The organism is Legionella yabuuchiae, from assembly GCF_900640115.1.
In the GTDB taxonomy this organism is placed as follows: Bacteria; Pseudomonadota; Gammaproteobacteria; order Legionellales; family Legionellaceae; genus Legionella_A; species Legionella_A yabuuchiae.
In genome coordinates, this window is sequence record NZ_CAAAIW010000002.1 from 106195 (window position 1) to 123735 (window position 17541).

Genomic DNA, 17541 nt, shown 5'->3' on the forward strand with positions numbered 1-17541 from the left:
AAGCCATCAGTAAACCTGAATATTCTGGTCAAGGCCGTCGCTCTGGCGGCAAAGAAAAGCCAGAAGGGCGAGATACGTCCTATTTGGTGGATGAAACTCGTGACATGGAACGATCACGGCGAATTCTTGAGCAGCAAGGACACCGCCGTCATGCGCGTGTTAATGCTCGCGAACATGCGGAGCGCCATCATGATAATGCCCCAGAAGGCGAGTTGCAAAACAATATTTTGCAAAATCCTTGGCTTGATAGCCAACGGTTTGATGGCGTTGATCCTAATTTAAATCCAGAACCTCCTTTAAATACCGAAGCTCGTCGAGAATTTGATAACCAACGTCGTGAGCAGGAATTGGAAAAGCAATTGCGCTTAGGTCACATGCCTAAAATGGGGAGCGCGCCAAAACCACAGGGTCCCTAAATGACGATTGCAAACGATATTATCAGTTGCCGCGTTCCTGATTTTGATCATTATCTACGTGAGGGTGAGTCGCTCGATGACATTGATGAATATGGGTTTACACCGTTAATCGAAGCGGCAATTACTCGCCAGGCCAATATTGCTGAACAGTTAATTGCCCGAGGCGTTAATATCAATAAACCTGATGTTACAGGTCGAACAGCATTGCATTGGGCCGTTGATAATCATGACGAAAAAATGACGCTGCTGTTATTAAAACATGGGGCAAATCCTAATGCCTATACTAACTCAGGGTTGCCGGTATTAGTCTATCCTATTCTTCGAGGTCAAAATCATTTAAAGCATCTACTTTATCAGTACCATGCGAAACTGGATTTTGCTTTGGACTTCATTTTGGCAAAATTGATAGGACATCGCTTTGAATTACAGGGTGATGTGGATATTGTAAATGGCGAGGGAGAGTTTGTTGAGCTTGATTATGAGGGATTTATTCTTGAATTTACCGTGGCTGTGATCCATGATTCTCTTCACCGCTTCACCAGTAGTTTTTCAACCAAACACTTACGCCAGCATTTTGATCATCTGTATGAGGTTATGGATGCTTTCGCTGTCGCGGATGAGTTATTAACACTTCAACATCATGTGAACTTGTCACAAGAGGATATGACGAAGTTAGGAGAATTAATACAATCTCCTTTCTTAATCTTGCCCGCGGCAAGCCGTGGTCATGCGATGAGTTTTATAAAATATAAGCATTGGTGGGCTAAAATTGACCGAGGTGAAAACAGCTTAAAAGAAGGAAGCGTCAATATTTATAAAATGACAAAGCCGCAAGAATTTACGATTCATTTTATTAGAGAATTTCTTTATAAAAAACAAAGTCGCGGCTATTTTCATCAAGTCATAAACCATCAGCTCGGCTTAATGCCGGTATTACAATTTCCAATGAGTTCGCAAATTTCTGGAAACTGTTCATGGGCAAATATCCAGGCTGTGGTTCCTGTTGCCTATTTTTTATTACAAGCCGAAGAATCTGGTGAAACAGGTAATTTCATGGATGCAAACATTATTTACGAATCCTGGGTGGAATGGGATAAAGATCGAGCGCTAGACGAATGCATTCAGCGTTTTTATTTTTCCGATCCAGTACGTAAAGCAAGCTTAGCTGCAATGCTTGGAGCGGTTCTGTTTCAAGCTTGCGATTATGCGAAGGCTAAAGATCTGGAGCGCGCCGAGAAAATTCTGACCATTCTCACTTTACCAGAATATCAGTATATCTTAGACAGTTATCTCGATATCTACTGTGTAAAACGATTAACACGTCGAGGCAATAATCTGCTGAAGTTGCTGGATGATTGCGGAATTAATCCTAAAATCGGCGTAACGCCAATCGCCACCGGCCTAAAGTCTCGGGAAGAACGATAAAATTTTAAATCATTCAAGTTAAATCGCTGCAATCCATCAAAGTCGCTCTTGGAAGCAAGCGATCTTTAAACATAATAAACAAGAACAAGCCGGTTATGCTAAAGAGGATAGCAGGTAAGCCCAACGGCAGGGTGCTTGCCACATTATCGTTGATCACAATCATTCCTATAATCGATGCAAAGGTAAATCGTAATGTTCCCCCAAGTGCTGCTGCAGTGCCTGTATGCTCCCCAAATGGCCACATAGATCCGCCCTGGCCGGATCCCATGCTAAACGTACCGCCTATGCCAATCAGCAACATCGGATAAATAAATCCTTCCAGTGTAAGGCCTGAGGAAATTGACCAAATCGCCATCCATAATCCACCGATTAAGGTAATGATAAAGCCCACCAAGCACGTCAAGTAAATTCCAACGCGTTCAACAATCTGACTGCATAACACACTACCGATAAAAAATGAAACGCCCATATAGAAAAAATAAAATCCATACTGGGCTTCAGGGATATGTAAATCCCGAATGATTAGGTAAGGCGATAAAGCACAGAATAAATAGAGATAAGCGAGGCCAAAGCACGTTGCCAAATTATAAATAGCAAAGGTTGGATTCATAAAAATGCGCTGGTATTGGCGCATTGTATTCGGCAAAGAAAAAGAAACGCGGCTTACCCTGGGTAATGTTTCTTTTAAGAAAAATTTTAACGCGATGAAGGAGAACAAAGAAATCAGAAGTAAGCTTAAAAATATTGAGCGCCAGCCTAAATAAATATCAAGATAACTGCCAATAAACGGCGCAAACATTGGAGAAAATGAGATGATCCCGTTTAAATAGCTATACACTTTCGCACTTTCATCGCCTTTAAAACAATCCCGAACGATCGTAAAGCCAAGCACCAACATCCCGCAACTACCAATGGCTTGCACAATTCTTCCCAAAATTAATGAACCAGGACCATTTGCAGCAGCGCAGAGAATACAACCAAAGGAAAACAATAAAGCGGCAAGGTAAGCCACTTTCTTGCGGCCAATGCTGTCAGATAAAGGTCCAACGATTAATTGCATCAAGCCCGCCGTGAGCATAAACAAGCTTAAGGTCAAAAGCATAATGTTATCCGAGACCTTAAATAACTCTGTTAAGAGTGGAATAGCTGGCACGTAGACATCCATGGCTAAGGCTAGGGCGAGTACAAAGGGTGCCAGGGTGATGGTGAGGTTGATAGGTGAATAATGATGCATAATTCGAATTCGTTGCAGCCTTTAGGTTCGTTGAGCGTTTAAGAGGTATGTTCCTTGACGAGACTTAAGCTTAAATCGCCTATTTCAATATCGTGTATCTTCGTATACAGAGAGACTATGGTCAAGCCTAGGATGGCAGCCGAATTTGTAGCCCGAAGGAGTAATCCTGGAAGTCATGGTAAGACTGAAATCCTGGGTTACGGCTATCGCCTTCACCCAGGCTACCACTAGCTCGTAATGATGTCGCTTAAGTAGAGCGGCATCCATTAGCTGTTATTCACCAGACTCTTTGTTGCTCTGAGTTTTTTTTTTTGTACTATCGGCTTTAAGAGGAACTACGCGACCGCCGGGCTTATTGGACTGTGTATGCTGTTGTCCAGCATTGCCTTTGTTGCGGTGCCCACCGCTTGGCTGGCTTCGCTTTGAGCCTTGGGCTTGGCCGTTTTGTCGTCTTCGTCGCTGTTGTTGCCCGCCTTGGGTGCGTCTCTGAGGAGCAGGACGGGGGCTAGCAGCGGTATTATTGCGCTGATGAGGGTAAGATTTTTGCTCTGATGGCTCGGCAATCATTTCATCAGCATTAGAAAATAAGTAATTCCAGAGACGTTGTAAGATGCTAGACTCTTTCTGCTTAGATGGGTTTAGTCCTGTGTAAGGCTTAACCACGGGCTCAACTAGACTTTGGGTTGACTCATCCGCTCGGATTATTTCAACTTCTGGTTTTTGAATCAGGGAGTAGCTAGGTTTTCTATGTTTACCAACATTATCTTCTTTCAATCGATTAATACTGTATTGGGGTGATTGAAGGTGCAGGTTTGAGATAAGGACAACATTAACGCCATGTCGCTTTTCAATATTAAGAATAAAATCACGTTTTTCATTAATTAAATAGGTTGCCATATCAGGAGGCAGTTGCACTTGAATTTCAGCCGTTTTTTCTTTTAAGGCTTCTTCTTCAATTAATCGAATAATCGATAACCCGTGCGATTGAATGTTGCGAACTGTTCCACGACCTTCACAGCGTGGGCAAATTTCTTGTGCGGTTTCGCCAAGGGATAAACGTAAGCGTTGACGAGACATTTCTAAAAGACCAAAGCGGGAAATGCGCCCCACTTGAATACGGGCTCGGTCAGCTTTTAGTGCTTCTTGCAGTCGTTTTTCAACTTCACGCTGATGCTTTGAAGAGCTCATGTCGATAAAATCGATGACTACAAGCCCCCCAAGATCTCTTAAACGAAGCTGACGAGCGATTTCATCGGCTGCTTCAAGATTTGTGTTTAAAGCGGTTGTTTCAATATCCGATCCGCTCGTCGCTTTAGCTGAGTTAATATCAATAGATACTAGAGCTTCGGTTCGATCAATAACTAAAGCGCCCCCAGAAGGCAATAGCACTTCACGCTGATAAGCGGTTTCAATTTGACTTTCGATTTGATAGAAATTGAATAAAGGGATAGTGCTTTTATAGAGCTTAAGGTTATGAATAAAATCGGGTTTGACTTGTTCGATGTATTGTTTTGCCTTAACAAACGATATTTGATCATCAATAATAATTTCACTAATGGACTTGCGTAAGTTATCGCGGATGGATCGAATGATGACATCGCCTTCCTGATGAATCAGACAAGGAGCCAGTTGTGTTTGATAAGCATATTGTATGGCTTGCCATTGATTTCTCAACATATCTAGATCAGCTTGAAGTTCTTCATGACATTTGCCAACACCAGCAGTGCGAATAATAACGCCCATACTCTCATCAATGTCTAATGCATTTAATGTTTCTTTGAGTTCGTTGCGATCATCGCCTTCAATCCGGCGTGAAATTCCCCCTGAGCGCGGGCTATTGGGCATAAGCACCAAATAGCAGCCGGCTAGCGTGATATAGGTGGTTAAAGCAGCACCTTTATTACCACGTTCTTCTTTATCCACCTGAATGAGTAATTCTTGGCCTTCACGAATGAGGGAAGTAATCGGTGGACGTTCGTCACCAAATTGATCGGGATGTTTTGAAAGGTATTCAGGAGCGATTTCTTTCAACGGCAGGAATCCCTGTCTTTTTGACCCGTATTCCACAAATACGGCATCAAGACTTGGTTCGCGTCGGGTGACAACAGCTTTATAGATGTTTCCTTTTTTCTTCGCTTCAGAAGGACATTCAATATCTAAATCAAATAATACATTGTCTTTAACCAGAGCAACGCGCACTTCTTCCGACTGCGTTGCATTAATTAACATTTTTTCCATCTCTAACCCCATAATAGGGCGCCAGACCAGAAGTAATGATATTGAAAGGGATTCTCTTGTTAGTACTTACCACTGCAGAATATTTGCAACCTAGATCGGTTTAATGATCAGGGCAAAGTGGCTGCTGGTAAAGCAACTCGGTCAGAGAATTTATTTTTAAGCGTTGCCCAAAACCTTGAGAGGCTGACTGCAGATTCACTGGAGCAGTTCGGAAACAGTTTTGCTTCATGTTCGATAGGTTTACTTGATGTTGTAGCCTTATTGCTACAATGAGCCATGAAATAAAAGCTGTTTCGACTGGTCTTGATGAATAGGTGTGCAAGATTCAACATCTTGTCTTCCAACCGCTTAATCGCTGAAAAAAAGGGTATCTTTTCTAAAAAAGCGCTGGGTTTCGTTAATGTTAGCGGTCTATTTACCGCAAATTGAGGCTGTTTTAGCGATGTTCCATTTTTTCGCATAATTAAACAACTTGCAGACAGACTCTGTTGAACAGACCGCGCGCATGCAGCCTTTTTGTAGTAAGGTCTGCTGCTCGTTTGATAGCATAGATTCCATGCGCGGGTATCTGTTGAGTATGTATTCAATTTGACTCTGGTAATGGGCGGCTTCCTTTTATCAATACTTAAGGAAAGCGCATTTTAATGTATAATGGCTGGTTTTTTAGCCAGCCGCTAAACTAAATAATCGTTTATGCGTTATAATTCTGTCGCAGATTAATTTTTAATCTGCTCAATAGGGCCAATAGACCCTATATATAATAATAACAAAAAAATCACATACAGCAAACAGGTTTATTATTAAATGAGTGGTGTTCACTACAAAGAAATCAGCGTCGAGGAAAATGGTCAGCGACTAGATAATTATTTATTCCGCATTCTTAAAGGCGTTCCTAAAAGTCATATTTACCGCTTAATCCGTAATGGCGAAGTTCGAATCAATAAAAAGCGGGCAAAACCAGCTTCAAGACTGGAAACAGGTGATTTAGTCCGAGTTCCGCCAGTGAGAGTGACAGTACCTCAGGAAGTGCAGGTCGGGCAAAAATTAAATCAAACATTGATGAACAGCATTATTTACGAAGATAAGGCGTTGTTAGTGATTAATAAACCAGCAGGTCTTGCAGTCCACGGCGGAAGCGGCGTCAGTTTTGGAGTGATTGAAGCCTTAAGGGCTTCCCGTCCAGATTTGGCTTATATTGAACTTGCACATCGTCTGGATAAAGAAACATCCGGTTGTTTGGTGTTAGCAAAAAAGCGAAGCGTACTACGTGAAATTCAGGCGGCACTGGCTGCGCGTGAGGTCAAAAAAACGTATTGGGCTTTGTTAAATAAATCCTGGACAGGGAAAAAAAACATTTTGGTTGATCAACCCCTGGAAAAAAATTTATTGAAATCTGGCGAACGAATGGTTGTCATTAAAGAGGCGGGCAAGTCCTCCCAAACCCAGTTCAAACTGCTCGAAAATTTTAATGAGGGGTGTTTGGTTGAAGCTTATCCCAAGACTGGCCGAACGCATCAAATCCGCGTTCATAGCGCTTATCTTGGCCATCCTATAGCCGGTGATAATAAGTATGGCGGCCAGCCTCCTTTGGATACAGTGACAAAACGAACTTCACGATTGTATTTACATGCACGGTCAATTCAATTTAATCTGAAAGACAAAGAACATGTTTTTGAAGCAGAATTAGACGAGCGATTCAAAGAGACATTGACTACATTACGATTAAGGAGCACCCCGTCTTATGAATAGCACCTATCGTTTGGTTGTGTTCGATTGGGAAGGGACCCTAGGCGACACACTCGGCAAAGTGCTGAATGTTTTAAACAAAGAAGCAAAACGGATGAACTTAGGGGAAGTTAATGAGCGTGAGGCCCGTAAATACCTAATGCATGGTTTGGTCATCGCCATTAAAAAAATTTTCCCAGAGATCTCACCGGTTCAATCCGAGCAGCTGTTTGAAACGATCCGTGAATCGTTGGCTATGCGTTCTATGGACGTGTATTTACTCCCAGGAGCACAGGATATTCTCAACACAATGCATAATGCAGGACTCGATCTAGCCATTGCTACCAATCGCGGACAACAATCCATGCACCGTGATTTGCAAGCGAGTGGACTTGAACACTACTTTACGATCACCCGTTCCGCAGGCCAGGTTCCCGCTAAGCCTTGTCCGCAGATGTTAGAAGAGATTATGGACGTTTGTGGCGCAACTGCTGCAGAGACGTTGATGATAGGAGACTCTGTCAGTGACATTGAAATGGCGAAATCCTTAAACGTCCGCGCACTGGGGGTTAATTTTTATAATCAGCCAGACGTTGCTGAAGCATTGTTAATCGCTGGCGCAGAGAAAGTATTTGACGATTATAAGCAATTGGCTGAATACTTGCAGCTTAAGATGGAATAGATAAAACAGAGGTCGTTTGTGAGTCACATAACCAGTTTGCCAAATATATTAACTCTGATGCGTATTATGCTCATCCCAGTGTTTATCGTTGTCTTTTATTTGCCATTTGATTGGGCCCATGCATTAGCCGCTGTAATTTTTGCCTTAGCAAGCGTGACTGACTGGTTAGATGGATATTTGGCGCGAAAACTTGAGCAAATGTCTCCGTTTGGAGCGTTTCTTGATCCCGTTGCGGATAAGCTTCTTGTTGCAACTAGTCTGCTCTTGTTGGTTGGGGCGAAAGATTTAAACTACATTACTTTACCGGCTATTATTATTGTCGGCCGCGAAATCGTTATTTCCGCACTTCGAGAATGGATGGCTGAAGTCGGTAGTCGCGCCAGTGTTGCAGTGAGCTATATTGGAAAAGTAAAAACGGTCATGCAAATGATAGCACTTGTATTGCTATTAGCCCTCCACCCAAATACATCCTGGTGGGGCATGATCGGATTTATTTTGTTATATTTGTCAGCAATATTAACGATTTGGTCAATGACCGTTTACCTAATGATCGCTTGGCCATCATTAACTAAAAAAAATTGAATTTCTTTATTGACAGGGTAGCATTTTTCGGTAAAATTGCCTCCCGTAGATGCGCGGGAATAGCTCAGTGGTAGAGCACAACCTTGCCAAGGTTGGGGTCGCGAGTTCGAATCTCGTTTCCCGCTCCAATCAAAGCGACAAGAAGGGTCGCTTTTTTTTTAACCCGTTATTAAACTGGCTGTGTGGCAGAGTGGTTATGCAGCGGCCTGCAAAGCCGTGTACGCCGGTTCGATTCCGGCCTCAGCCTCCAAAACAATGCCCAGGTGGCGAAACAGGTAGACGCAAGGGACTTAAAATCCCTCGGGAGTTAAATCCCGTGCCGGTTCGACTCCGGCCCTGGGCACCATATTTTCCATACACCTTACTTCCAGCTTTACTCTGTGCTCCTCATTTATTGATGTAAACCCCGGTGCTCGAGTTCGCAGCACCTCGGTGTGAGAAAAATCTGGCACCCAGGAACCTGGGCGCGATACTTTCCTGCACATCTTCGCTCCAGCTTCACTAATCGAGGACAATGATCAACGGCAATTCATACTAAGATAGTGGGGTAGCGCTGTATTTTTACTCCCTACAATTTTTCTCTCATACGCTAGCGAGTCGAATTGATCTATGCTTTAATAGCCGCATCTTTTTTAAGTGGTAGAGGGGTTGCTATGACGTTTGTGGTGACTGAGCAATGCATTAAATGCAAATACACCGATTGTGTCGAAGTGTGTCCAGTTGATTGTTTTTATGAAGGGCCTAATTTTCTGGTGATTCACCCTGATGAGTGCATTGATTGTGCCCTATGTGAGCCAGAGTGTCCTGTGGAGGCGATTGTTTCTGAAGACGATCTTTCTGATTCACAACAAAAATTTCTAGCGCTTAATGCAGAGCTTGCACAACAATGGCCAAATATTACGGCCAAAAAAGAAGCGCCAGAGGATGCGGGGCAATGGGAAGGCGTTGAGGATAAATTAAAATACTTACAAAAAGAGTGGAAGAAATAGAAGATCTCACGGACGATCTGGTTCAACTTTGTGAGCGGGCACTGGCTGAAAAGGGTCGTCTTTATACGGCTATACCAGGATTTGTCGCTCGCCCGCAGCAAAGTGATTTGGCTATAGCGATTGCAGAAGCGATTGTGTCTAACGGCATTTTAGTGGCCGAAGCAGGAACCGGGACAGGAAAAACCTTTGCCTATCTCATTCCTTGTCTTTTAAGCGGTAAAAAAACACTGATTTCTACTGCGACCAAAACATTACAAGATCAATTGTTTCAAAAAGACTTGCCCATGCTTGTTCGAGCGCTTGGCTTATCGGCGCGTGTGCAAAATCTCAAAGGGCGTGCTAATTACATTTGCCGTTATCGCACAGAACTGTATGCAGAGGAAGGCCAGTTTGCTAGTCAACAAAGCGTGGCAGACATCTTACTCATTCGAGAACGGATGAGTCAATTGTCAGAAGGGATCCGAAGCGAACTGCCAGAAATTAAAGAAGATTCTTCAGTATGGCCTTTTGTAACCTCGACCAGCGATAATTGTTTAGGCAGTGAATGCCCTGCGTATCAAACATGTTATCTCGTAAAAGCAAGAAAAAAAGCACTAGAAGCTGATTTGGTGGTCATTAATCACCATTTGTTTTTTGCGGATTCACGGCTTAAAGAAGAAGGATTTGGCGAATTACTGCCGGGAGTTGATGTGGTCATTTTTGATGAAGCACATCAGTTGTCTGAGATCGCTTCAAATTTTTATGGTGAACGCTTAGGAACCCGCCAGATTCAAGAGTTAATGAAGGATGTGATAAAGGAATGGCCAATTCTTGATTTAGCAAATCAGCCTTTAAAACGATTGAGTCTCCAACTCGATAAAATCATCGATGAATTATTAATGTCTCTTCCAGGACAAGAAGAACGTATTCCATGGGAAAAAGCTCTGCAAAAGTCAGAGTTTAAAACTGGCCTTCTACAACTTCAACAACTCATGAACGATTGGCTAGCTTGCTTCTCGGGTATAGAACAAGCCGATGAGCCTGGACTCATGCGTTGTAAAGAACGTTTAATGGAACTTAGCCAGCGTTTAGTTTCTCTTGAACGCCCTAAACGCACGGATATTCGTTGGATTGAGCGTTTTAAACAGGCATTGGTATTTAATGCAACCCCGTATGATATTGCAGAGTCATTTTCTTCCTTATTAAAACGACAATCCAGCAGTTGGGTTTTTACTTCAGCCACGCTAACTATGGCGTCCTCGTTTGATTGTTTTACTAGGCCGTTAGGATTACAAGATACAAACACCTTACAACTACCCAGTCCTTTTAATTTTCCAGAACAAGCGTTACTTTACTTACCTCGTGGGTTACCTGATCCCAAAGATCACCGCTATTATGAGCGGTTACTTGAAAAAGCCTTAAAGGTGATTAACGCCTGTAAGGGCCGCTGTTTTTTCTTATTTACTAGCCATAAAGCATTAAATGAAGTAGCTCGCCGTTTAAAGCCTTTGTTAACTTACCCTTTATTAATTCAAGGGGAAGAAGCTAAGCCGATTCTTTTGGCACGATTTCGCGAGTTGGGCAATGCGGTTTTGTTAGGCACGGCTACTTTTTGGGAAGGGGTGGATGTAAAAGGGGAGGCCTTATCATGCGTGATCATTGATAAATTACCCTTTGCCAGCCCCACAGATCCAATAATGCGTGGTAAAATGGCGTACTTAAAAGCCCAAGGCTTATCGGCGTTTGATGAGTTATCATTACCCAGTGCCATTTTGGCCTTAAAACAGGGGGTGGGGCGACTCATTCGCGATAGCGCTGATCGCGGTGTATTAATGATCGCAGATCCTCGGTTAACTGGACGAGACTATGGACGTAAAATTTTTGCGAGTTTACCAAACATGCAAAAAACACGAGAGGAAACCAAAGTCATTGAGTTCACTGAAACCCTGGGTTGATCGTTGAATGCAGCTCAAGATCAAAACTCCATTAAAATTAAGAATCGCATGAATTTATTAGCAATCGATACTTCGACTGAAAAAGCAACCGTTGCCGTTTCTGCTTACGGCCAAATTTATCATAAAGAGCAGGATGCGCATCGTCTGCACGCTCAATTATTATTACCCATGATTGACGAAATGATGAAGGATGCAGGCATCGCGTTTAATCAGTTGGATGGTATTATCTTTGGCCGTGGACCCGGGAGTTTCACCGGGTTGCGCATCGCGTGCAGCGTAGCAAAAGCGTTGGCCTATGCTCAAAATTTACCCCTATATCCGGTGAGCACGCTCGCAGCCATTGCGTTTGAAGCGTCACAAATCCCAGCCGCACAATTTCCAACCACTCCTATTCTCGCGGTCATAGATGCCCGCATGAATCAATTGTACTGGGGGGAGTTCAACGATCCATTTTATGAAGCCCAGGAGCAGGTGTCGAACGCTCATCACATTCGGTTAAGCAAAGAACAGCCTACACTCTTAGCAGGCGTCGGCTTTAATACCTATTGGGATGAACTTCCGGATAACGTGCGCTGCCTTATCCAAGATAAGGTCTTGGTATACCCTAATGCGATCGCAATGATAAATCTGGTACAATCTGGTCTTGTTAAAGCAGCCAGTGCTGAAGAGGCGTTGCCTGTGTATATTCGAAACCAAGTCACTCATGGAGAACCACGTGGATAAAAAATTACTGGAAATTCTCGTTTGCCCGGTTTGCAAAGGCAAGTTGTTGTTAAAAAACGAAGAATTGATCTGTCGTTTTGACCGCTTATCGTATCCCATTCGTGATGGAATTCCTGTGATGCTTGAACACGAAGCGAGACTCTTAACGCTTGAGGAAAAAGACGAATTATGAGCCTTGATTTTCATGCCATTATTCCTGCGCGTCATCAGTCCTCTAGGTTACCTGGCAAACTCATGATGGAGTTAAATGGCCTTACGGTTCTTGAGCGGGTATATCGACAAGTCTTAAAAGCTAATCCCAAGAGCCTCACAATAGCCACTGATCATGAAGCTCTTTTTTCGTTGGCTAAGTCTTTTAATGCAGCGGTTGAGATGACAAAACCCACGCATCAGTCTGGTACCGATCGCATTGCCGAAGTGGTTGCTAAAAGCGAGTTTCAACCGGATGACATCATTGTAAATGTGCAAGGAGATGAGCCTTTTATAGCACCGGAACTGATTACCCAAGTCGCAGAAACCTTGGCGACATCGGATGCGCCTATGGCGACATTATGCTGGCCAATTGAAGATAATACTTCTCGCGATAACCCCAATGTGGTAAAAGTGGTTCGTGATCAGCACTTCAATGCATTGTATTTTTCAAGAAGCCCCATTCCTGCCAATCGGGATAATCCTACTGATCTGTCCTTGCATTATCGCCATATCGGCTTATACGCTTACCGCGCCTCATTTTTATTAGAGCTTGTCCAACATCCCGTTTGCCCCCTAGAATCAGCCGAAGCGTTAGAACAATTACGCGCCCTATGGTTAGGCTACCCCATCAAAGTCGCAACGGCTTGCACCAAGCCCCTGCAAGACATCAATACCCAAGAAGATTTAGACCTCGCTAAGCAATTAGTTACCCAATAATTGAACCGTGTTTCTGTTTTTTAAACCATTAACTTAACTCGCCCATGAATCCATGCTTTTCGCGAATACAATAACAGCGCGGGAAGCATCATCAGTACGATGCCACTGGTAAAGACTACTCTAAAATGGCTTACCCCTCCCACATCCATGCTTTCGACGGGTGGGTAAAATCCTATGACTAAGGTAATGCAACATCCGACTAATCCTAATACGCAGGTAAAGTAATAACCCATACGACCACCTGGTATGGAAAATGGTCTTGGGATGTCGGCGTATTTATGCTTCAAATGAATGGCGGCTAGAAACATTAACACATACATTAAGATGTACAGTTCGGTGCTTAATGCGGTAAAGAGCCAATAAATGGCATTTACGGAGGAGAATAACATAAACCCGCTACATAGAGCCGTGACCAAAACAGCTTGTAAGACTAATATCCGAGAAGCAATGCCATGTTTATTCAGTTTATACAACCACTTGGGGAAAAAGCCATGATCGGCAGCCATGAGCAAGCCTTTGGCAGGTGAAATAATCCAGTTGACCATGTTGCCCAGGCTACCCAGCAGAAGCAAAATCACCATTAAGGGCATTAATGCCGATAAATGATAGGCCGCAAAGAAGTTGGTAAACGCTTGCATCACGCCATGGACTAAGCTGATTTCAGCATGCGGTAAGACGAAGGCAATGGCTAATGAGCCTAAAATCATGGTGGTTAAAATTAAAATTACCGAAAAATACATCGCTTTAGGAAAATTCTTCTGCGGGTTATTGACGTTTCGAACATGAACGGCTGCCAGTTCCATGCCTAAAAATGAGGTCATGATGGCGGTTAATGAAATCCAGGAATCAGTATCTTGCCAACGAGGAATTAAATTTCCAGGGCTTAAGTCAACCGCGATAGGATTACCATGAAGCACCCAAATAATCGCCAGTAAAATAATAAACCCCATCGGAATAATCATTCCAACAATCGCACAAAAGCTTGCAAAGGCTGCGGATGCGCGTAACCCAGCAAGACCAAGGATTGTAAGCGACCAGAATGTAATTAAAATTACCGTAATTAAATAGACTTTATTCTGCGCTAATTCAGGATTAATGAGGTAAGCAAGCGTTCCTGCAATAAACGATAAGATGGTTGGATACCACACCATAGTGTTAATCCATTGCAGCCAGATGGTAAAAAAAGCCCAGTTTTCTCCAAACGCATGACGAACCCAACTGTACACCCCACCTTCCTCTTCGGACCAGGTAGAGGAAAGCTCTGCTGCCACTAAGGCGACTGGAATAAGAAAGACAATTGCTGAAAACGTAAAAAAGAAAATTAAAGAAGAACCAAATAACGCGGTAGCTGGTAAATTACGGATGCTGTCAATTGCGCCTGTGATTAATAAAACCAAAGCAAGAACAGAAATTTTCTCTGAAGACCAGGCTTTCATAACCGCAAAATCCTAACTGGCAAAAAGATACTCATTATAAAGGTAAAATCAATGTGCGCCTAGTAGTGTATGATGCAAGACGATAGCCAGAATCGCGGCATCCGGACTACAACGAATTTTATGCGGGTTGTGGGCTTGGGTTGGTTTCTTGGGGCAGATCGTCATTTTTCTTTGCGCGACCCATGCAAAAAAATCCAAGGCCAGCAGCTGCAATGCCCGCACCAGCTCCGGCCATGATAACTCCGGGAACACTGGCTGTACCCGCACTGGCTGTAATGATTGCTCCTCCGGCAAGAGAAATAAGCGTTCCTACTACCATCATGCCAATGCCAAGCGCTTTCCATAACATGGCTGCATTTTGATTTAAAAAAACATGGATAGTGTCTAACAATCCTGAATGCTCAAACGTTTCATTTGTGCCTGAGGGAATGATCGGCGAAGGTATCGTTTCTTGTTCTAAAACTTGAGCGTTTGTATCGAAATCTGCTATTTCTGTACCTGAGTCAGATAGTGGTCTGGCTCTAGAGAGTTCTTCATCCAAGCTCTCGGTACCATGACTGGATTCTGCTAAACCTATTGTTGGTATGTGTGTTAATGCTTGTGGAATACCTAGAGCTGAAAAGTAAAATGGATAGGTTGGAATCCTTGTTAATGAGAGAGAGGGGGGTTGAATTAGTCCCACTGTTCCAGCAGTCATTGGCCAGGGCTGAGCAAAACGAGGTCCAAAAGTACCTGGTACACGCCAATGCATCCCGTAGTATCCAAATGGACCAACAAATAAACTGGTGGTCGTTATGGGGGTATGGTGATGCTGCCTATAGAGTAAAGTCACAGATCGGTTTGACTGAGAGTCATCATTGTGAACAATGGGAAAGTGAATCGTTGGCGAAACTCTTCTTAGTAAACGGTACAAAAAACACTCTTTATACATTAAAAATTAATCAATTGTATATAATAATGGACAAATATTGAACCCTTTGAGTGAAATTAATATCTTGAAACGTTACGGGGTTTTAATTTTATTCATGCCGTGGTAAAAGGTGCTTTTACAGTTTCTTGTATGATTTTTAATTGATCATCGATCCAGGATATATATGAAAAACCCATTTGCATTTTTTAATCCAACTTCGTTTCGTTCCCAAGCTCAGCTGCTTAATATAGTTGCAATGATCTTAACCGCTCATGATTATTTCACAAAGCCCGAAGCCAGTGGGGCTGAGGCAAGTTTTGCAATGTCTGTTTCTACTCTGGCAGTAGCGGCATTAGGCGACCCTGAAAACGGACCTGTCCGTGATTTTTTAAGTTTATTAGCTAGTTCTGCAGGATTTGGTCGTTCTGTTCAGGCGCTTATTAGTTCTTCTGCATCACCTGCTGCTAATGTAGTACATTTGTTGACAAATCTATATACCGTTGGCACACATATTGGTACGTTTAGACCTAAGTCAGAAGAAAATACTGGCAGCGAATCTCGTTCTCCATCTGCTAGATCATAATCTTAACGGCCTTGTACAGTCAGTACAAGCGAGCGTGCGGGAGCATGATTGCGATGTTCGCAAAGATAGATGCCTTGCCATTGCCCCAACCATAAGGAGTTATTGTTTAGCGGGATAGTCAGGCTTGAGCCAAGCATCGCGTTCTTGATATGGGCAGGCATGTCATCTTCGCCTTCCACGGTATGGGTATAGAGTGGTAAACCATCTGGTGCAATTCGGTTGAAAAATTGTTCTAAATCCTCCCTGACTTCCCGGCAAGTATTTTCACTGATGGTTAACGATGCGGAGGTATGTTGTAAAAAAATGTTCAGTAATCCGACTTGCACATCAGGCATATTTGCCAATGCTGAACGAATATCATCGGTGATCAAATGAAAGCCTCTGCCCTTTTTGGGGAGTGAAAGCGTGGTTTGCCAAAACCCAGTTTCTTCAGATTGTTTCACGACGGCTTCCTCCGCGACAAGCAGGAGAGGGGTTCACTTCTTCGCCTCGTGCATTCCATTCCTCTGGCGTATATAAATGAAGGCTTAATGCATGCAACCCTTTATCAAACTCATCTTTAAGTAAGGTATTGATGAGCCGATGGCGATTCACTCGCGTTGTATTTTCAAACAAGGAAGAAACAACGGTTACTTTAAAGTGTGTTTCTGCTCCTTGGGGAACACGATGCTGATGGGATTCATCTTCAATGATGAATGCATCGGCTTTAAGCGCTTCGGACAATGTGGTTTGAATTCTTAGCTTTCTGTTCATTGTTGGATAAAGATTTTTTCATAATGATAAAAGTATACGCATTTAGGCGGTATTTGTCATGTTTGTTGGCCAGTATTAATAGTGTTTTCTCTGTACGGTACGATTTTTGAAAAGGTCGTTGCGAGAGCGCAGCGACGTTTTCAAAAATCGTACCGTACAGTGAGTGCTTTAATAAAAGCATTGTTAATTATTGGATTATCTAGTAATGCATGGGGTGGCTTGAACAAGTTAGGCCAAGTAGAGAAGTTTTATTTACGAAATCGGTCTGGCGGATAAAGCTTATGTGCACAGGACTCTCGGGGTGGAGGCTGCTGTTTGACGATTGGTTGCGTTTTTTGTTAGCTTGATGGACAATGTAATAATTAAAGGCCGATAACTATCGGAAAAACCTACATATATTCTAAATTAGGGGCATGGATGAAGCAAGGAGGCTTTACCATTGTTGAGCTTTTAGTGGTGTTAGGAATTGTTGCGATACTGGCTGTTATCGCTATTCCTGTTTATCAAAATTACACTGTGCGAGCTCGCGTGACCGAGGGGCTTGCTTTCGCTACTGCGGCCCAACTAGCGGTTGCGGATACGGTTGCCACTCATGGGCGCCTACCTTTATCTCAAGCTGAAACCAATTATCTTAGTCCTGCGCCCACAGACAATGTAGAATCTGTCACGATAGCTGATGATGGCTCCGGTACAGTCATTATTGATTATACCCCGGCGGCAGGTGATGGAACTATTATTTTTCTCCCTACTTTAGATGCGACTAATAATATTTATTGGATTTGTACTGGGGGAACTTTGGAAACACGCTATCGCCCAATCAACTGCCGCTAGTCGTACACATCTAATAGTGTACCCCAAGTGTCATAATGTGACCAAATTGAACAGTATTGCCTATGAAAACACTCAAGTTTGGCTAGCGTATTATTTATTAAAACATCAAACGATTTAATGTGATGAAACCATTTGGAAGCTTTTTATATTGTTTATCTTTTTGAATAATAA

At 43.0% G+C, this 17541-nt stretch carries 17 protein-coding genes, 3 tRNA genes and 1 pseudogene; 15 read left to right on the forward strand and 6 right to left on the reverse strand.

Going from position 1 to position 17541, the window contains the following annotated elements:
* Positions 1 to 83: 83 nt before the first annotated feature.
* Both E1O47_RS01235 and ankH read left to right on the forward strand, forming a co-directional pair.
* Positions 84 to 416: pseudogene (locus tag E1O47_RS01235) on the forward strand (Smr/MutS family protein); the annotation flags it as partial.
* Positions 417 to 1841, forward strand: coding sequence for a Dot/Icm T4SS effector AnkH/LegA3 (gene ankH / locus E1O47_RS01240; protein ID WP_133129455.1), 1425 nt, complete (start codon positions 417 to 419; stop codon positions 1839 to 1841).
* Positions 1842 to 1854: 13 nt separating this feature from the next.
* On the opposite strand, the gene E1O47_RS01245 is transcribed toward ankH, so the two are convergent.
* On the reverse strand, positions 1855 to 3075 hold the full coding sequence (locus E1O47_RS01245) for a multidrug effflux MFS transporter (protein WP_133129456.1): 1221 nt from the start codon (positions 3073 to 3075) through the stop codon (positions 1855 to 1857).
* Between the two features lie 273 nt (positions 3076 to 3348).
* Positions 3349 to 5313 (reverse strand): Rne/Rng family ribonuclease, encoded by a 1965-nt coding sequence (locus E1O47_RS01250; protein ID WP_165475012.1) that lies wholly within the window; start codon positions 5311 to 5313, stop codon positions 3349 to 3351.
* Between the two features lie 804 nt (positions 5314 to 6117).
* On the opposite strand from E1O47_RS01250, the gene E1O47_RS01255 reads away from it, so the two are divergent.
* From E1O47_RS01255 to kdsB, 11 genes are all read left to right on the forward strand, one after another.
* Positions 6118 to 7062 (forward strand): RluA family pseudouridine synthase, encoded by a 945-nt coding sequence (locus E1O47_RS01255; RefSeq protein WP_133129458.1) that lies wholly within the window; start codon positions 6118 to 6120, stop codon positions 7060 to 7062.
* Entirely contained in the window at positions 7055 to 7720 is a 666-nt protein-coding gene (locus E1O47_RS01260; protein WP_133129459.1) for an HAD family hydrolase, read from the forward strand. The genes E1O47_RS01255 and E1O47_RS01260 overlap by 8 nt, the downstream gene beginning before the upstream one ends.
* A gap of 18 nt (positions 7721 to 7738) precedes the next feature.
* Positions 7739 to 8302 (forward strand): CDP-diacylglycerol--glycerol-3-phosphate 3-phosphatidyltransferase, encoded by a 564-nt coding sequence (gene pgsA, locus E1O47_RS01265; protein WP_133129460.1) that lies wholly within the window; start codon positions 7739 to 7741, stop codon positions 8300 to 8302.
* 53 nt (positions 8303 to 8355) lie between these two features.
* Positions 8356 to 8430: transfer RNA gene (locus E1O47_RS01270), tRNA-Gly, on the forward strand.
* Positions 8431 to 8478: 48 nt separating this feature from the next.
* Positions 8479 to 8552: transfer RNA gene (locus E1O47_RS01275), tRNA-Cys, on the forward strand.
* Between the two features lie 7 nt (positions 8553 to 8559).
* Positions 8560 to 8648: transfer RNA gene (locus E1O47_RS01280), tRNA-Leu, on the forward strand.
* 307 nt (positions 8649 to 8955) lie between these two features.
* On the forward strand, positions 8956 to 9291 hold the full coding sequence (gene fdxA, locus E1O47_RS01285; RefSeq protein ID WP_133129507.1) for a ferredoxin FdxA: 336 nt from the start codon (positions 8956 to 8958) through the stop codon (positions 9289 to 9291).
* Positions 9279 to 11225 carry a DNA repair helicase YoaA gene (gene yoaA / locus E1O47_RS01290; protein ID WP_479724349.1) on the forward strand — a complete coding sequence of 649 codons (1947 nt, stop codon included), beginning with the start codon at positions 9279 to 9281 and terminating at the stop codon, positions 11223 to 11225. Before fdxA ends, yoaA begins: the two co-directional genes overlap by 13 nt.
* A gap of 48 nt (positions 11226 to 11273) precedes the next feature.
* Positions 11274 to 11948: a tRNA (adenosine(37)-N6)-threonylcarbamoyltransferase complex dimerization subunit type 1 TsaB gene (gene tsaB / locus E1O47_RS01295; RefSeq protein WP_133129461.1), complete on the forward strand. Its 675-nt coding sequence runs from the start codon at positions 11274 to 11276 to the stop codon at positions 11946 to 11948.
* Positions 11941 to 12120, forward strand: coding sequence for a Trm112 family protein (locus E1O47_RS01300; RefSeq protein ID WP_133129462.1), 180 nt, complete (start codon positions 11941 to 11943; stop codon positions 12118 to 12120). Before tsaB ends, E1O47_RS01300 begins: the two co-directional genes overlap by 8 nt.
* A complete protein-coding gene (gene kdsB / locus E1O47_RS01305) occupies positions 12117 to 12857 on the forward strand; it encodes a 3-deoxy-manno-octulosonate cytidylyltransferase (RefSeq protein WP_133129463.1) in 741 nt (246 codons plus the stop codon). Before E1O47_RS01300 ends, kdsB begins: the two co-directional genes overlap by 4 nt.
* 20 nt (positions 12858 to 12877) lie before the next feature.
* Here the strand turns inward: kdsB and E1O47_RS01310 are convergent, their stop codons facing one another.
* Together E1O47_RS01310 and E1O47_RS01315 are read right to left on the reverse strand one after the other, a co-directional pair.
* Positions 12878 to 14293 (reverse strand): APC family permease, encoded by a 1416-nt coding sequence (locus E1O47_RS01310; protein WP_133129464.1) that lies wholly within the window; start codon positions 14291 to 14293, stop codon positions 12878 to 12880.
* A gap of 118 nt (positions 14294 to 14411) precedes the next feature.
* Positions 14412 to 15044: a hypothetical protein gene (locus E1O47_RS01315; protein ID WP_133129465.1), complete on the reverse strand. Its 633-nt coding sequence runs from the start codon at positions 15042 to 15044 to the stop codon at positions 14412 to 14414.
* Between the two features lie 343 nt (positions 15045 to 15387).
* Here E1O47_RS01315 and E1O47_RS01320 point away from each other — a divergent pair, with 343 nt between their 5' ends.
* Positions 15388 to 15786: a hypothetical protein gene (locus tag E1O47_RS01320; RefSeq protein WP_133129466.1), complete on the forward strand. Its 399-nt coding sequence runs from the start codon at positions 15388 to 15390 to the stop codon at positions 15784 to 15786.
* Between the two features lie 2 nt (positions 15787 to 15788).
* On the opposite strand, the gene E1O47_RS01325 is transcribed toward E1O47_RS01320, so the two are convergent.
* Together E1O47_RS01325 and E1O47_RS01330 are read right to left on the reverse strand one after the other, a co-directional pair.
* Positions 15789 to 16229, reverse strand: coding sequence for a secondary thiamine-phosphate synthase enzyme YjbQ (locus E1O47_RS01325; RefSeq protein WP_133129467.1), 441 nt, complete (start codon positions 16227 to 16229; stop codon positions 15789 to 15791).
* Positions 16216 to 16539, reverse strand: a complete 324-nt coding sequence (locus E1O47_RS01330; RefSeq protein WP_133129468.1) for a BolA family protein — start codon at positions 16537 to 16539, stop codon at positions 16216 to 16218. Before E1O47_RS01330 ends, E1O47_RS01325 begins: the two co-directional genes overlap by 14 nt.
* Positions 16540 to 16956: 417 nt before the next feature.
* On the opposite strand from E1O47_RS01330, the gene E1O47_RS01335 reads away from it, so the two are divergent.
* Positions 16957 to 17370 carry a pilin gene (locus E1O47_RS01335; protein ID WP_133129469.1) on the forward strand — a complete coding sequence of 138 codons (414 nt, stop codon included), beginning with the start codon at positions 16957 to 16959 and terminating at the stop codon, positions 17368 to 17370.
* Positions 17371 to 17541 lie beyond the last annotated feature (171 nt).

Bases quoted from the DNA above. Each gene is read 5' to 3' on its own strand.
- ankH (WP_133129455.1), top strand. From the start codon at position 417: ATGACGATTGCAAACGATATTATCAGTTGCCGCGTTCCTGATTTTGAT.
- E1O47_RS01245 (WP_133129456.1), bottom strand. From the start codon at position 3,075: ATGCATCATTATTCACCTATCAACCTCACCATCACCCTGGCACCCTTT.
- E1O47_RS01250 (WP_165475012.1), bottom strand. From the start codon at position 5,313: ATGGAAAAAATGTTAATTAATGCAACGCAGTCGGAAGAAGTGCGCGTT.
- E1O47_RS01255 (WP_133129458.1), top strand. From the start codon at position 6,118: ATGAGTGGTGTTCACTACAAAGAAATCAGCGTCGAGGAAAATGGTCAG.
- E1O47_RS01260 (WP_133129459.1), top strand. From the start codon at position 7,055: ATGAATAGCACCTATCGTTTGGTTGTGTTCGATTGGGAAGGGACCCTA.
- fdxA (WP_133129507.1), top strand. From the start codon at position 8,956: ATGACGTTTGTGGTGACTGAGCAATGCATTAAATGCAAATACACCGAT.
- tsaB (WP_133129461.1), top strand. From the start codon at position 11,274: ATGAATTTATTAGCAATCGATACTTCGACTGAAAAAGCAACCGTTGCC.
- kdsB (WP_133129463.1), top strand. From the start codon at position 12,117: ATGAGCCTTGATTTTCATGCCATTATTCCTGCGCGTCATCAGTCCTCT.
- E1O47_RS01310 (WP_133129464.1), bottom strand. From the start codon at position 14,293: ATGAAAGCCTGGTCTTCAGAGAAAATTTCTGTTCTTGCTTTGGTTTTA.
- E1O47_RS01315 (WP_133129465.1), bottom strand. From the start codon at position 15,044: ATGCATTGGCGTGTACCAGGTACTTTTGGACCTCGTTTTGCTCAGCCC.
- E1O47_RS01320 (WP_133129466.1), top strand. From the start codon at position 15,388: ATGAAAAACCCATTTGCATTTTTTAATCCAACTTCGTTTCGTTCCCAA.
- E1O47_RS01330 (WP_133129468.1), bottom strand. From the start codon at position 16,539: ATGAACAGAAAGCTAAGAATTCAAACCACATTGTCCGAAGCGCTTAAA.
- E1O47_RS01335 (WP_133129469.1), top strand. From the start codon at position 16,957: ATGAAGCAAGGAGGCTTTACCATTGTTGAGCTTTTAGTGGTGTTAGGA.